This is a genomic window from Bacteroidia bacterium (assembly GCA_025056095.1).
Classification (GTDB): domain Bacteria; phylum Bacteroidota; class Bacteroidia; order JANWVE01; family JANWVE01; genus JANWVE01.
Genome location: JANWVW010000017.1, coordinates 1 through 14,706 on the forward strand (window position 1 = coordinate 1; position 14,706 = coordinate 14,706).

12 protein-coding genes are annotated in these 14,706 nt (G+C 37.2%); 5 read left to right on the top strand and 7 right to left on the bottom strand.

Annotated features, from left to right (window positions below; translation table 11 throughout):
* Window positions 1-242: 242 nt before the first annotated feature.
* Window positions 243-2,549 carry a TonB-dependent receptor gene (locus tag NZ519_02575; GenBank protein MCS7027626.1) on the top strand — a complete coding sequence of 769 codons (2,307 nt, stop codon included), beginning with the start codon at window positions 243-245 and terminating at the stop codon, window positions 2,547-2,549.
* 10 nt (window positions 2,550-2,559) lie between these two features.
* On the opposite strand, the gene miaB is transcribed toward NZ519_02575, so the two are convergent.
* From miaB to NZ519_02590, 3 genes are all read right to left on the bottom strand, one after another.
* On the bottom strand, window positions 2,560-3,978 hold the full coding sequence (gene miaB / locus NZ519_02580; GenBank protein MCS7027627.1) for a tRNA (N6-isopentenyl adenosine(37)-C2)-methylthiotransferase MiaB: 1,419 nt from the start codon (window positions 3,976-3,978) through the stop codon (window positions 2,560-2,562).
* A gap of 52 nt (window positions 3,979-4,030) precedes the next feature.
* Window positions 4,031-4,603, bottom strand: a complete 573-nt coding sequence (locus NZ519_02585; protein MCS7027628.1) for an NADH-quinone oxidoreductase subunit I — start codon at window positions 4,601-4,603, stop codon at window positions 4,031-4,033.
* A 401-nt stretch (window positions 4,604-5,004) separates the two neighbouring features.
* On the bottom strand, window positions 5,005-6,060 hold the full coding sequence (locus NZ519_02590; GenBank protein ID MCS7027629.1) for a hypothetical protein: 1,056 nt from the start codon (window positions 6,058-6,060) through the stop codon (window positions 5,005-5,007).
* A gap of 43 nt (window positions 6,061-6,103) precedes the next feature.
* Here NZ519_02590 and NZ519_02595 point away from each other — a divergent pair, with 43 nt between their 5' ends.
* Window positions 6,104-6,271 (top strand): hypothetical protein, encoded by a 168-nt coding sequence (locus NZ519_02595; protein ID MCS7027630.1) that lies wholly within the window; start codon window positions 6,104-6,106, stop codon window positions 6,269-6,271.
* Between the two features lie 41 nt (window positions 6,272-6,312).
* Complete coding sequence (gene lepA, locus NZ519_02600) at window positions 6,313-8,106, top strand: translation elongation factor 4 (GenBank protein MCS7027631.1); 1,794 nt, start codon at window positions 6,313-6,315, stop codon at window positions 8,104-8,106.
* A gap of 6 nt (window positions 8,107-8,112) precedes the next feature.
* Here lepA and NZ519_02605 read toward each other — a convergent pair whose 3' ends face one another.
* Both NZ519_02605 and NZ519_02610 read right to left on the bottom strand, forming a co-directional pair.
* The gene (locus NZ519_02605; protein MCS7027632.1) at window positions 8,113-9,141 is read right to left on the bottom strand and encodes a histidine kinase; all 1,029 of its coding nucleotides are present in this window, start codon (window positions 9,139-9,141) and stop codon (window positions 8,113-8,115) included.
* Window positions 9,142-9,207: 66 nt separating this feature from the next.
* Window positions 9,208-9,786 carry a hypothetical protein gene (locus NZ519_02610; protein ID MCS7027633.1) on the bottom strand — a complete coding sequence of 193 codons (579 nt, stop codon included), beginning with the start codon at window positions 9,784-9,786 and terminating at the stop codon, window positions 9,208-9,210.
* A 304-nt stretch (window positions 9,787-10,090) separates the two neighbouring features.
* Here NZ519_02610 and NZ519_02615 point away from each other — a divergent pair, with 304 nt between their 5' ends.
* Entirely contained in the window at window positions 10,091-12,490 is a 2,400-nt protein-coding gene (locus NZ519_02615; protein MCS7027634.1) for a T9SS type A sorting domain-containing protein, read from the top strand.
* Window positions 12,491-12,646: 156 nt separating this feature from the next.
* On the opposite strand, the gene NZ519_02620 is transcribed toward NZ519_02615, so the two are convergent.
* Both NZ519_02620 and NZ519_02625 read right to left on the bottom strand, forming a co-directional pair.
* On the bottom strand, window positions 12,647-13,258 hold the full coding sequence (locus NZ519_02620; protein ID MCS7027635.1) for a YceI family protein: 612 nt from the start codon (window positions 13,256-13,258) through the stop codon (window positions 12,647-12,649).
* Window positions 13,259-13,399: 141 nt separating this feature from the next.
* Entirely contained in the window at window positions 13,400-13,810 is a 411-nt protein-coding gene (locus NZ519_02625) for a response regulator (protein ID MCS7027636.1), read from the bottom strand.
* A gap of 137 nt (window positions 13,811-13,947) precedes the next feature.
* Here NZ519_02625 and NZ519_02630 point away from each other — a divergent pair, with 137 nt between their 5' ends.
* Complete coding sequence (locus NZ519_02630; protein ID MCS7027637.1) at window positions 13,948-14,673, top strand: RluA family pseudouridine synthase; 726 nt, start codon at window positions 13,948-13,950, stop codon at window positions 14,671-14,673.
* Window positions 14,674-14,706 lie beyond the last annotated feature (33 nt).

Genomic DNA, 14,706 nt, shown 5'->3' on the forward strand with positions numbered 1-14,706 from the left:
AGCGAAGTACCGAAGCGAAGCGCAGTGCGGAATGCCCCGACCCTTGCGCAGCAAGGGGCACGCCCAAAAAATAAAAATATACATTCAAAAAATTCAACGCATTGGGATGTGCAAAAGTTTGTACTTTACACGCCTGCTAAATTTATCATATTTTTACCGTGATATAAAACCAAGAGCGTATTTTTGAAATTGTATTTATTACCATGTTGAAAGTAAAGTTCTTTTTGTCTGCTGTTTTTATTTTGTATTGGTACATAAGCTTTGCACAAGAAAAATTTACAGTAAGCGGAAAAATTAAAGATGCCTCTACGGGCGAAGTACTAATCGGCGTAACCGTAATGGACAAAAATTCCCAAGAAGGTCTAACCTCTAACGAGTACGGATTTTATTCCATTCGTTTGAGTAAAGGAAAACATACACTTGTGTTTAGACTAATCGGCTACCAAACCATAGAAAAAGAGGTTGATGTACAAAGTAATCTTACACTCAATATTGACCTAGCCCAAGAAGATATTACCACAAATGAAGTTGTAGTTACCGATGTCAAAGGGGATGAAAATGTCAAAAGTACGGAAATGAGCAACATTCGTTTAGATATAAGTCAGGTCAAAACCATGCCAGCGCTTTTGGGTGAAGTGGATATTATCAAGATATTACAATTTTTACCAGGCGTGCAAAGCGCGGGCGAAGGTTTGTCAGGCTTTTTTGTGAGAGGAGGAAACTTTGACCAGAATTTAGTTTTGTTAGATGAAGCCGTAGTGTTTAATGCTTCGCACTTATTGGGCTTTTTCTCCGTGTTTAATTCAGATGCCGTCAAGGATATGACCTTAATCAAAGGAGGGATGCCCGCACAGTATGGAGGACGTTTATCTTCGGTAGTAGATATAAAAATGAACGAAGGAAACAATAAAAAATTTGGTGTCAAAGGAGGAATTGGATTACTATCCTCACGGGCTACCGTAGAGGGACCTCTCAAAAAGGAAAAAGGTTCATTTATTGTGTCTGCTCGTAGGTCTTATGCAGATGTATTTTTGAAATTTGCAAGAAACCGAAACTTACGAGATAACCAACTATACTTTTACGATGCTAACCTCAAAGCTAACTATGAATTCTCTCAAAAAGATAGACTTTTTTTGTCAGGATACTTTGGCAGAGATATATTTAACTTCACTCAATTGTTTTCACAATTTTGGGGCAATAGTACAGCTACTTTGCGGTGGAATCATATCTACAACGGCAAGCTCTTTTCTAATGTCAGCTTAATTTACAGCGATTTCTTTTATGGCTTTGGTAGCCAATTCACAGGAGAAGAATTTAAGTACAGATCAGGTATTCGCAACCTCAATCTCAAAGTGGACTACGACTATTTTTTAAATAATCAACACAAGGTCAAATTTGGAGTACATGGTATATACTACACTTTTCTCAACGGTGAAATTGAAAGCGAACCTGGGTCTTTTTTAAATGACTATAAGCTGCGCCCTAGCTATGCCCGAGAAATAGGGATATATATCAACGATGAATTTACCATTACGAATCGGCTGTCTGTACAATATGGAGTTCGTTATTCAGGATTTGATATTATTGGGCCAAGTCAAGTATTTGTTTTTCCCGACAAAAGCTATGAACGCCCCACAGATACGATTGAATATGCCCGTGGTAGATCTATCAAATACTACGGCGGTTTTGAACCTCGGGCTTCTATGTGTTACATTCTAAATGAAAAAAGTTCTATCAAAGCTTCATACGCTCGTACAAGGCAATACATTCACTTAGCTTCTAACGCTACGGCATCCTTACCGACAGATATATGGCTACCTAGTACCAAATACATTACTCCCCAAATAGCCGACCAATACGCCGCAGGATATTTTAGAAACTTTTTAGACAATGAGATTGAAACCTCAGTAGAAATATACTACAAAGACATGCAGAATCAAGTAGATTTCAAAGATAATTCCAATACTTTTCTCAATCCTTACATTGAACAAGAAGTGTATCAAGGTAGAGGTTGGTCATACGGAGTGGAATTATTTGTTCGTAAAAATACGGGAAAACTAACAGGTTGGATTAGTTACACTTGGTCTAAAACCGAACGCCGTTTTGATAGACCTTTGCAAGTTATCAATAATGGTAGAGTTTATCCTGCTAAAAACGACCGTAGACATAACATTTCTATCGTTTGTAACTATGAAATTAACAAAAGATGGTTAGCATCTGCAATATTCACGTACTATACAGGCAATGCCGTTACGCTCCCCTCGGGAAAGTACTATTTAGAAGGTAATGCAATTGCTTTAATTTCTGAACGTAACGGGTATAGAATGCCCGACTATCATCGTTTAGACCTTTCTGTTACTTGGAAACCCCAAAAACAAAAAGAAAAATGGTATTATGATTTTAATTTTGGCTTGTTCAATGCCTATGGGCGTAAAAATGTGTTTGCATACAATTTTTATGAAGATAAAAACGACCCTGGTACTATCAAAGCAGAAAAAATTTATCTATTTACTTGGGTTCCTTCAATAACGTGGAATTTTAACTTTTAGGGTAGGTACATTAAACAATTTCCCCTATTAAGGTAGCCGAAGTAGCTTGTTTTACTTTGACTTGCACATAATCGCCTTTTTTTAGTCCTTCTGTTTTGGGGAAGACAAGCATTTTATTAGCATCGTTTCTACCGCACCATTCGGTTTCTGAACGTTTAGAAGGACCTTCCACTAAAACCGTAAATACTTTGCCTATATCTGCAAGATTTTTCTCTTTGGATATTTGCGTTTGCAGAGCAATAATTTCATTTAGTCTTCTAGTTTTAACTTCGTCAGGCACATCATCAGGATATTTTCGGGCGGCTAAGGTTCCTGGTCGTTCGGAATATTTGAACATGTAAGCATGTTCGTAGCGTACTTCTTGTAAAAGACTTAGTGTATCTTGATGCTCTTCTTCCGTTTCTGAACAAAAACCTGCAATGATATCTGTGGAAAGGGCAATTTGCGGCATAATGCTGCGGGCAGTTTGTACGCGTTCTAAATACCATTCGCGCGTATAATTGCGGTTCATTTTTTCTAATATACGGTTATTTCCACTTTGGACAGGTAAATGAATATACTTACAAATGTTGTCATATTTTGCCATCGTTTCTAAAAGTTCGTTGGAGATATCTTTGGGGTGAGAGGTAGTAAAGCGTACTCTTAAATTTTTATCCATTTGGGCAACCATTTCAAGCAATTGGGCAAAATTCGTGTTTTGATATTGGTAAGAATCCACATTTTGTCCAAGCAAAGTAACTTCCTTGTATCCTTCTTGTAACAATTCTTCTACCTCTTTGAGAATACTTTTGACTTCTCTACTGCGTTCTCGCCCGCGGGTAAAAGGAACTACACAAAAAGAACACATATTATTACATCCGCGCATGATAGAAATGAACGCACTTACGCCATTGCTATGTAAGCGTACAGGGCTAATATCCGCATACGTTTCTTCTAAGGATAAAAGTACATTGACAGCTTTTTGACCGCTATCTACTTCGCTTACCAGGCGTGGTAAATCTCTATATGCATCGGGACCTACTACGAGGTCTACTAATTTCTCTTGCTCCAAAAGTTTAGCTTTTAGGCGTTCTGCCATACAGCCTAGCACTCCTACAATCAGCTTCGGATTATGTTTTTTAATAGCGCGATACTGTTTTAATCGTTCCCATACTTTTTGTTCTGCGTTTTCACGTATTGAACAAGTATTGAGAAAGATAACATCTGCGTTTTTTGGATTAGTTTCTGTTTTGAATCCCATTTTGAGCATAATTGAAGCCACTATTTCGGTATCTGAAAAGTTCATTTGGCAGCCGTAGGTTTCAATATAAAGCTTACGAGCTTTGGGATTATTTTGATTCTGTTGGCTTTCAAAAGCAGTACCTTGAATAGACTCGTCATGTACCTTTGTGCTATCCAAAATAGGAATGTCTGTGATCAACTGGTTCATGGCCCTGGCACTCAAATTTGGCACAAAGATACGAAAAAAGTGCTTGTATTTTTTATTTTGCTCTATCTTTCCAACTGTGACGGTTGTTTGCTTTCAAAAAATGGTATATCTTTCCGAATATAGGATTACGTTTGTTTTCTAAAAATTGTAAGCGAGGTTGTAGGGCTTCTTTTTCTACTAAAAGCTTACTTTTGTCAAATATGGCTTCTTCACGACTAGTGAAAGTAAAATCGTAGTCTTTGCTCATTACGATAGCTTCTTCGGGGCATACCTCTTCACAGTATCCGCAATAGATGCATCGTAGCATATTGATTTCAAAAGTAAGTGGATAGCGCTCTTTATCATCGTCTGTTTCTGCGGCTTGCATGGAGATAGCCAAAGGCGGACAAGAACGCGCACATAACCCACAAGCTACACACCGTTCTTTACCTTTTTCCATAACCAAAACAGGTCTACCTCTGAATTCATCGTTAGGTGTCCATTTTTCTTCGGGATATTCCACGGTAACCGAAGGCTTAAACATCATCTTAAAGGTATAAGCCATGCCCTTAAATACCTCTATAAAATGTATTTTATGATACCACGATAATTTTCTTTCGTCAGGGCTACCTTTTTTTATTCCCATAACTTTCTTGAATTCAATCTACAAGTATACACAATAATTTGGATATGAGAATTCCCTAAACGAAGTTTTTTAATTCATGCTTTATTTAGCGAAACAAAACAAACCTAAAACTCAAAAAGCGTCCAACACTTTGCCTGGAAAAATGACAAATTTTGCATTGTAGCATTGCTATTGATTTTGAAAAGGTTTTATTTTTTTGGGCGTGCCCCTTGCTGACGCAAGGGTCGGGGCATTCCGCACTACGCTTCGCTTCGGTGCTTCGCTAACGCTGCGCACTGCCTATCGGCATGCTCCATGCCCCTCACGCAATTGACCTGTGCAGTTATGTCTTTACCTTGTTTGAACTTGAAGTACAACTACTTACAAACTAAAACTTTGCATAAAGCAAATCAAATGACTTCTTATATCAAATTATACTTCTTCAAAAACGATTCATCTACTTTTGCAATCTGCATCACTACCTCCTTCGAAAAACCTTGCTTCAACATCTCCCTTATCATGTTGATTTTATCTTGCTCTAACTGCTCCGCACGCTGCTTTTCCTGCTGTAATTCTTTTTCTTTTTGCTCTGCGCGTTGTTTTTCTTGTTCTAATTCTTTTTCTTTTTGTTCTGCGCGTTGTTTTTCTTGTTCTAATTCTTTTTCTTTTTGCTCTGCACGCTGTTTTTCTTGTTCTGCGCGTTGTTTTTCTTGCTCTAACTCCCTCATCAATCGATCTAACTTACTCCCCACGCCCCCTGTCAAAGCATCTATACTCCGCCATGCCTCCCACTCCGTTTCTATTAACTGCCTTTGAACACGGTCAGCAGCTACATGCTCCAACACCCTCGCCATCAAACCTACCTCCTCCACACTAACCTCATGCGGATATTCCTTCATTATCCCCTTCTCATCTATAAAATACCGCTGCTCAAACAACGACAACAACTGCTCTAACTTACTCCTGTACCTACCCCCTATCCGATTGACCTGCACAATGTAACTATCATGCGTCAAAGACTCTACAAAACTGCTTTTCTTTGGAATAACTTCACGCGTTAATAAATCTCTATATACACGCTCTGCCCTGAAACACGCAGAGTCTATTTCAGGTAAATCAAAACCTAATATGTATATCGTGGTAATGGGCAAAGTTTTTTCCTCACCTTCTATTTCATCTTGCTTTTTGTAATGTTCGGCTAAATAGTTTCTAAACCGCATGATGTCTATGTATTTGAAGGCTTTTTGGATTTCTATGAGTATTTTTTGGTATCCTTGTGGGGTTTTGATAGTAGCTACGAAGTCTAGTCGGAATATTCGTGTGGCGATGAGTTCGTAGGTGTAGGCGAGTTTGTTAGGTTTGAGTTGTATGGTTTGTATTTCTTGTTCAGTGAGGGTGCTGATGAAGAATTTAGCTATACGTTCATTTTGCATGAGTTGTTTGAACACGGCGTCGTAGATGGGGTTTGCGATAATCATGGGGCTAAGATAAGGAAAAGAGGGATATTATTTTGCGTGAGGCATGCGGAGGGTGGGCGTTAGCCCAGTGCGGAGCGAAGCGAAGCACCGAAGCGATAGCGTAGCCCGAAGCACGCCGACCTTGCCCATACAAGCGCAGCGAAGTATGGGCAAGGGCACGCCCAAAAAAATATCAAAAACCTTAAATAATCTTTTCAATTGCACCTTTTGACTTTAACATGCGTTTTATTTGTGTATCTTTGCCCTGATATTATGAAAAATATTCGGAACTTTTGTATTATAGCCCACATAGATCATGGTAAGTCTACTTTGGCAGATAGGTTGTTAGAATATACCAACACTATCCCAAAACGACAGATGCAAGATCAAGTTCTTGACGATATGGACTTAGAAAGAGAACGCGGGATAACTATCAAAAGCCACGCTATTCAAATGGACTATTACTACAAAGGCGAAAAATATATACTCAACTTAATAGATACTCCAGGGCATGTAGATTTTAGCTATGAAGTTTCTCGGTCTATTGCTGCTTGCGAAGGGGCTTTACTTTTGGTAGATGCTACACAAGGTATTCAAGCACAAACTATTTCTAACCTGTATTTAGCCTTAGAAAATGAAGTAGAAATTATTCCTGTGCTGAACAAGGTAGATGTAGCTTCAGCCATGATTGAGGAAGTCAAAGACCAAATGGTAGATATTTTAGGATGCAGCCGAGAGGAAATTATTCATGCTTCGGGCAAGGAAGGTATTGGCATAGAAACTATTTTAGAACGAATTATAGAGCGTATACCACCTCCAAAAGGTAATCCCGAGGGACCTTTACAAGCATTGATTTTTGATTCCATTTTTAACAGTTATCGCGGTGTAATTGCTTACTTTAAAGTAGAAAATGGAATTATCCGCAAAGGGGATAAAGTCCGTTTCATGGCAACAGGTACAGACTACATAGCCGAAGAAGTAGGAATTTTACGTTTAGAACGCGAACCGAGAGAATTTGTAGGTACGGGAGATGTAGGGTACATTATAGCTAATATAAAACAAGTTAGTGAAGTAAAAGTAGGGGACACTATCACACACAGTAATAATCCTGCACCTGCACCCATTGAGGGTTTCAAAGAGGTTAAACCTATGGTTTTTGCAGGAATATTTCCTGTGTCTTCGGAAGATTTTGAGGATTTAAGGTCTTCTTTGGAGAAATTAAGACTCAATGATGCGGCATTGGTATATGAACCTGAAACTTCCGTAGCGCTTGGTTTTGGATTTAGGTGCGGTTTTTTAGGAATGCTACACATGGAAATTATTCAAGAGCGATTGGAGCGTGAATTTGGCATGAACGTAATAACTACCGTTCCTAACGTTCAGTATATTGCTCATATTCGTAATACAGGGGAGCAAGTAGTGATTCACAATCCTTCTGAAATGCCTGACGCAGGAAAAATTGACTATATAGAAGAGCCATACGTACGCGCACAAATTATTACAGCATCTGACTATATCGGCGGTATCATGAATCTGTGTATTGATAAACGTGGTATTTTCAAAAATCAAACGTATTTAACACCTACCCGCGTAGAGCTTATTTTTGAAATGCCTTTATCGGAAATTATATTTGACTTTTTTGACAAATTGAAATCCATTTCGCGGGGTTATGCGTCATTAGATTACGAAATGATAGGCTATAGACAATCTGACATGGTTAAGTTAGATATTCTGCTCAATGGCGAACCTGTAGATGCACTTTCTGCAATTGTACATCGCAGCAATGCTTATGATTGGGGTAAAAAATTATGTATCAAGCTTAAAGAGTTACTTCCTAGACAGCTTTTTGAAATTCCTATCCAGGCTGCCATTGGGGGAAAGGTAATTGCCCGAGAAACGATTAAAGCACTTCGTAAAGACGTATTAGCTAAATGCTATGGGGGTGATGTAACTCGCAAAAGAAAGCTATTAGAAAAACAAAAAGAGGGCAAAAAACGAATGAAACAAGTAGGTTCGGTAGAGATTCCCCAAGAAGCCTTTTTAGCAGTGCTAAAAATAGACAAATAGAAATACCTACAATTGTATTCTCAATCTAACTACAAACATACCTTGCTCCATTTCTATTGATAACCTGTGTCGATTGGGGTACAAAATCTCTAAACGGCGCTCTAGGTTTTGAATTCCTGTTTTGGTAGATACCGTGCTTGTTAGTTTAGTGGTAGGTATAGTGTTTTTGGTAACAAAGAAAAATTCACCATTTTTAATAAATGCATAAATTTCAATATGCGTTTGTTCTACACCTACACCGTGCTTGAAGCAATTTTCCACAAATGGAATAAGCAGCATAGGTGCTATAGAATACAAAGAAAAGTCCCCTTGAGTTTGAAAACTTACAAAGGCATTTTTAGGCAAACGCATTTTTTCCAAAGCAATGTAGTTTTCTAACATTTGTATTTCTGCTGAAAGTGAAACTTGCTCTTTTTTACTACTTTCTAACTGATAGCGCATCAAGTCTGCTAGTTGTAATATCATTTCATTCGCATTTTGAGGGTTAGACATATTTACAGCGTAGATATTATTGAGCGTATTGAACAAAAAGTGTGGATTGATTTGAGATTTCAGTAAGTTAAGTTCGCTTTCTATTTGTTTAGCTTTGGCTTCTTGTAATTGATATTGCTTGGAAAGTCCATTTTTCATGAAACGGATACCTACTATCATCAATGTGCTGAACATTAGGTTACTAAAAGTCTGTACAAAAGTAACTTCACTGGCTAATACATTGACTAAAATACTGTGCATAGAAATAGCAATAATCAATCCTGTAACAGCCAAGCTCAAAAAGTAGGCAATGTACTTTCTTCTACTGAACAGAACATCAAAAAGATATATGTTTAGGTATGTGTAAATCATGATAGGGACTAATAAAGTGCTGCATAACACTGCGGCAAAGGTATCTTTGTCATCAATACGAGAAAGTAATAGTCTGCGATTGCTGATGTTATCTCTTAGTGCATCAAAAGAAATATACCATAGTACTGCCCAAAAAATAACGTGATACACAGGTCTGTATTTATTGAGCTGCTCAAGCCAGTTTTTGCTCATATTGCAATGATAGATAGAGAAGCTCAATACTAACTCAAAAACATGACATACCGATAAGTATTGAGGTTATTTGCGATTTATTCTTTTTTTTCTTATGGGCATAGTAATTTCAGCGGGTCTACCTTTTATATTTTCTTGGTAGAGAAAAGTAACAGCACGCAGGTAATAAGTATCAAAATAAATGACACTTATTTCATCTTGAAAAAATTCTGTTTCATATTCTGTGTCCAAAGTGCCATCATTGAATAAGTAGTCAATGGTGAAGATACCTTCATCGATTTGTACATTTCTCAATCTACCTACAAAGCTCTCGTACTCATCATAATCCTTAAATTCAAAAAAAGAATACTTTTGCTCAATCCAGGTTAGCATTTCAATGACACTTTTTTGGATACAAAATCCTTCAGGGGTAGTTGGAGTAGGTATGCCTTTCAATCTAAAATATCTTTCATGAGCTTTTTCACTTTCTTCACGGTATCTATAAGAAACATGTTTTTTGACAATAAGTTTATAGCCATCTATGAGGTACTCTGTGGGAATGTTAGCTAAAAGTATCCAGTCTTCATTTTCTTGAAGCAAGATGCCAGTTTCCCAGCGTTCGTCCCAGTTGTATATTTCGTAGGAATAGACTAAACCTTCACTCACTTTACAAAAATAGGTAAAAATGAAATGAATTATCAGAAAAATAATACTAAACGGATTTTCAGATTAAGATTTGGTGAATTACAATAACTTTGCAAGTAATTGAAATGGGATTTACCTTACCTGAAAAAGATATTGCACTACTAAATTGATAGAGAATAAAAATTTCAGTGAATAATCATGGTTAAATTGAATAAATATTCAAATAATAAACTATCTAATACAAGTAAATTGAGGGGCTAGCCCTATTGTTTTATATTAACTGTTTTTTTACGTTTGTATTATTTTACAATTAAACATAGAATTTATGAAAGCACATCTGCTTACTTTATCATTACTTGCGGTATTTATTGAAACTTTTGCCCAAAGTGCCTTTGTGAATTGGTTAGACCAAAACCATGCCCGATTCATTGAGAATATAGGGCAATTTGCAGGTAAAAATCAATATAAAAACGAGCAAATACTTTACGCCATAGATGAGGGAAGGCTGCAAGTGCATTTTACAAAGGATGGGTTTACCTACTGTTTAGATAAAATAGAAAAGACTCACGAGCATGAGCGCAGACCTAATGAAACTGGTCCTGAATATGAAATGAGGCTCCGAATGCAAAAAATAAAATTAAAAGTAACCACAGAAACTGTGGCTATTAAATGGCAAGGTATCAATTCTGGTACTCAAATTATTCCGCTAGACCTTGCCCAGGATTATTTCAACTATACTATAAATGTAAATGGCGAACCTAAATCTATCAACTATATCAAAGGTTACAAAAAGCTACTGTACAAAAACATATACCCTAATATTGATTTGGAATATACTATACATCCTCGTAAAGGCTTTAAGTATAGTTTTATCTTGCATCCAGGTGCTAATCCTGGACTAATTCAAATGCGCGTAGAAAGCTCTAACGCTATTAGTATGGATGAACAAGGCAATTTACATTACTCTACAATGTTTGGTGACATCATTGACCATGCGCCGCACACATATTACTACTATAATCCGACAATTACGATTAATTCAAGTTTCAAGAAAATTGGCACAAACTTGTTCACTTTTGACTTGGAGCCTTACAATCTTGCAGAAACGGTTATTATTGATCCATGGACTATTGCACCATCATTTAGCAATTCGAACAGAGTTTGGGAAATAGAAACAGACGATCTAGGAAACGTATATGCCTACGGAGGAGATACTCCTGCTCGACTACGTAAATATAATTCGGCAGGTACGCTTTTATGGACATACAATACTACTTGGGATACAGCGAATTATTGGATGGGTACCTTACGTACTAACCCTGTAACAGGTACAAGCTATATTACTTCTGGTTCTAATGGAGAGATTCGCTGCATAAACACTACGGGTGGTTCTGTTTGGTTTAATAATCCCAATGGTATTCTTGGACCCTTATATGAGTACTGGAAGTTGGATTTTAACTGTGACAGAACCCAGTTGATATGCGGGGGTATGCGCGCTCCTAATCCTTTTTCGTTGAGTAACTATCGTGGAGTGATGATAAATTTGAATATGTCAAGTGGTGCAGTATTAGGATTCTTGCCTGTGGGATGGACTGCTCTGCCAAAAATTAAAGAAGTCCGTAGTATTTGTACTACACCAGGTAACAATATTGCTTTTATGACACTAGACTCTATCGGAGAAATTTATGCCCCAAGTATGACTCTCAACTACCGTGACCAAAACGTTTATAATTTTTCTTACTATACTCCTAGCTACTCTATAGATGGGAATATGGGTTCTAGTGCTATGTGTGCCGACGAGTATTTTCTCTATACCCGTAGTGGTAGTACGCTCCATAAAAGAAACTTTAGTGGTGGGGTAATAGCCACAGTGTCTATACCTGGCGGTAGTAATACCGTTTCTATTGATGGTATATCCCCTGACAGTAATGGACTTGATGTGGACGCTTCAGGAAATGTGTATGTAGGTTCAAGTACAGGAGTATATAAGTTCAACTCTTCTTTGACGCTTATTGCTTCTGCTACTACTCCAAATGTAGTTTATGATGTAGCCATCAATCCTACTTCTAATGAAGTGGTAGCTTGTGGTAATGGTTTTATTGCTTCTGTGGGAATAACTACTGGAGCAAGAGTAAATTTGCCTTGTGTAGTTTTACCTGTACAGCTGGTGCATTTTGATGCTCAATGCCTACCTAATGACTATATTGCGATTCAATGGACTACAGAAAGTGAAAAAGATAATGAAAAATTCATTTTAGAAAGAGGTTTCGTACCTAAAGGTAGTATAGAAGTGTCCTGGGAAGTTATTGCTACTATAAAAGGAGCGGGTAACAGCCATGGAATTAGACAATATGAGTTCATAGATAAGACCGCTAGAAAGGGGGTAGACTATTATTATCGTTTAAAAAATGTCAATAAAAATGGGCAACAGCAATACTTTAAGCCTATCCAGGTACAGTGCTTTGATGTAAATCAAAATAATTTTGTTTATCCCACAGTAAGCGAAGCTACTTTTACTGTGCAGTACAACGTTGCTTACTCTGCACAATCCATTATTGAAGTACTGGATATGCAAGGAAGAAAAGTTTATACAAAAGTTCCGCAAAATATCATCCAGGATAACGTAGTGGAAACACTAAATCTTGGACACTTAGCCAAAGGTATGTACTTGATTGTAGCTCGCACGCCAGAGAAGACATATTCACAAAAAGTAACATTAAAGTAAAATGGTTACGTTGTTACAAAATATACAATAATTCCGAACCACTAGGAGAAACACTTATTCTCATAAGCATTTGAAAAACTTTGCGGCCTACATCAAGTAAAGCAGGCCGCATAATTTTTTATCTTGTAAGCGTGAAGAGTATTAACCTAATTCCTGTTAAGATGCCGCTTTGCTTGCAGTTAAATTGATGTCAAAGTTAACTTCTTTACGAATAAGATTGTCTTTTTGTCCTTCGTAGGTTATACCCCACTCGGTACGGTCAATATTGAAGTTAGAAACTGCGCTTACCGTAGATTCCGTTACTTGGATATTTGCGCCAAATTCAATAGATTTGGTAATGTCTTTCAAAGTAAGGTTAGCTTTGACTCTATGGGAATATTGCCCATTAGGTTCTTTCTTTACTTCTGTAATGACTAGCTTAGCCGTAGGGTACTTTTCTACATCAAAGAAATCGGCAGATTTTAAGTGTTTTTCTAACTTCTCTTTCCCCTTACCTGGCTGCAAGTCTAAACATTCTATTGTGCTCATGTCAATAATACACTCCCCACCTATGACCTCATTACCTTGAACAATAAGCTTACCTTCTCTAATTTTGATTGTACCTTCGTGTCTTCCTGTAACTTTTGTTCCTATCCACTTAACGGAAGTTTTGGCAGCATCTAAGTTGAAGATAGCTCCGCTTTTATTCTGCTCTTTTTCAGCTTGCCCTGCTTCTGCTTTTTGGGATTTAGGTGCTTTAGTGCAAGCAGATAGACACACTGCACCCATTAAGGCAACAAATGCTAGGTATCTCATAGTAGCTTTAATAGTTGTAATTGTAAGAGTACAAAGGTAGTAAACTAAAACTCAATGTTTCAACATTGATTTCTTATAACTTTGAAAAGAGCTTGGTTTTGAAGGAATTATTTTTTATTGATGCAATTTTTGAAAAGCCCTCTGTATGTTTTCTACCAACTCCTCTTTTGACCACGGCTTGCGAATACAAGCAAATAAGTTTGCATTTTTCTTAGCATTTTCAACAGCTGCATCATCGGCATGACCCGTAAGCATCATAGTAACTACTTTCGGGTACTTTTTATGCAACTCTATTAAAAACTCATCACCTTTTTTACCAGGCATTAGCCAGTCTGAAATGATTAAAACAATTTCTACATTTTCAGATTTCAACTCTGAAATAATTTCCCAAGCTTCTTCGGCACTCTCTGCAATTTCATATTGATATTGGTCGCCAAAAGAAGATTGTAGCTGTTGTCTTAAACTATTAAGAACAACTTTTTCATCATCTACGCATAAAATAAGCTGCTTGTTTGAACTTGCCATATGTAAAACAACTAAAATGCAAATTTAGATATAAAATTGAATTAACAAACTTGTTTACGTAAAAAATTTATTTACCATAACACAGTCAAAAGTCTGAATTTTATTAGGTTTCTGTAAAAACATGTAATTTTACACTGATGTTTAGCCCTAAAATAGATATAGAGATTTTATATCAGGATGCGCATTACATATTTATCTATAAGCCTGCGGGAGTGGCTTCTGTTCCTGAACGAAATAATCCTGCTGCAATAAGCGTACAAGAGTGGCTAAAACAACAATATCCGCAAGCAACACTATGTCATAGGTTAGATAAAGAAACCAGCGGCGTTTTGGTAGCAGCTCAACACATAGATGCACACAGGGAACTTTCATACCTCTTTCATGAACGTTTAGTGAATAAGTATTATCATGCTTTAGTAAAAGGCGTACACCATATTGATGAACCTATTATTATTGACTTACCTCTGAACGTAAGTAATCCTAACAAAACTAGAGTAGACAAGCAAAACGGTATAGAAGCAATTACCGCGGTTATAAGTATTGCACATTTTAAGCACTATACTTTGTTAGAATGTAAGCCCGTTACAGGAAGGACGCACCAAATACGCGTACACTTAGCTTATTATGGTACGCCCATAGTCGGGGATTATCTATACGGGGGAGAGGATATTTTTTTGTCCCAAATTAAGCGTAAAAATTTCAAAATCAGTCCAGATGAGCAGGAAAAACCTCTCAACAAAAGATTTCAATTACACGCCCAACGAATTAGGTTTGAAAACAGTTTCGGTAGTTACAATGTTTCAGCACCTTACCCTAAGGACTTTGAAATTATTTTGAAACAATTGCGAAAATACGACCTTTAGACTTGCTTTTTTGTAAATTCTGTTTTAAAATTG

Excerpts from the sequence above, each read along its gene's own strand:
- miaB (MCS7027627.1), bottom strand. The coding sequence starts at position 3,978 with ATGAACCAGTTGATCACAGACATTCCTATTTTGGATAGCACAAAGGTA.
- NZ519_02585 (MCS7027628.1), bottom strand. The coding sequence starts at position 4,603 with ATGGGAATAAAAAAAGGTAGCCCTGACGAAAGAAAATTATCGTGGTAT.
- NZ519_02590 (MCS7027629.1), bottom strand. The coding sequence starts at position 6,060 with ATGATTATCGCAAACCCCATCTACGACGCCGTGTTCAAACAACTCATG.
- NZ519_02595 (MCS7027630.1), top strand. The coding sequence starts at position 6,104 with ATGCGGAGGGTGGGCGTTAGCCCAGTGCGGAGCGAAGCGAAGCACCGA.
- lepA (MCS7027631.1), top strand. The coding sequence starts at position 6,313 with ATGAAAAATATTCGGAACTTTTGTATTATAGCCCACATAGATCATGGT.
- NZ519_02605 (MCS7027632.1), bottom strand. The coding sequence starts at position 9,141 with ATGAGCAAAAACTGGCTTGAGCAGCTCAATAAATACAGACCTGTGTAT.
- NZ519_02615 (MCS7027634.1), top strand. The coding sequence starts at position 10,091 with ATGAAAGCACATCTGCTTACTTTATCATTACTTGCGGTATTTATTGAA.
- NZ519_02620 (MCS7027635.1), bottom strand. The coding sequence starts at position 13,258 with ATGGGTGCAGTGTGTCTATCTGCTTGCACTAAAGCACCTAAATCCCAA.
- NZ519_02625 (MCS7027636.1), bottom strand. The coding sequence starts at position 13,810 with ATGGCAAGTTCAAACAAGCAGCTTATTTTATGCGTAGATGATGAAAAA.
- NZ519_02630 (MCS7027637.1), top strand. The coding sequence starts at position 13,948 with ATGTTTAGCCCTAAAATAGATATAGAGATTTTATATCAGGATGCGCAT.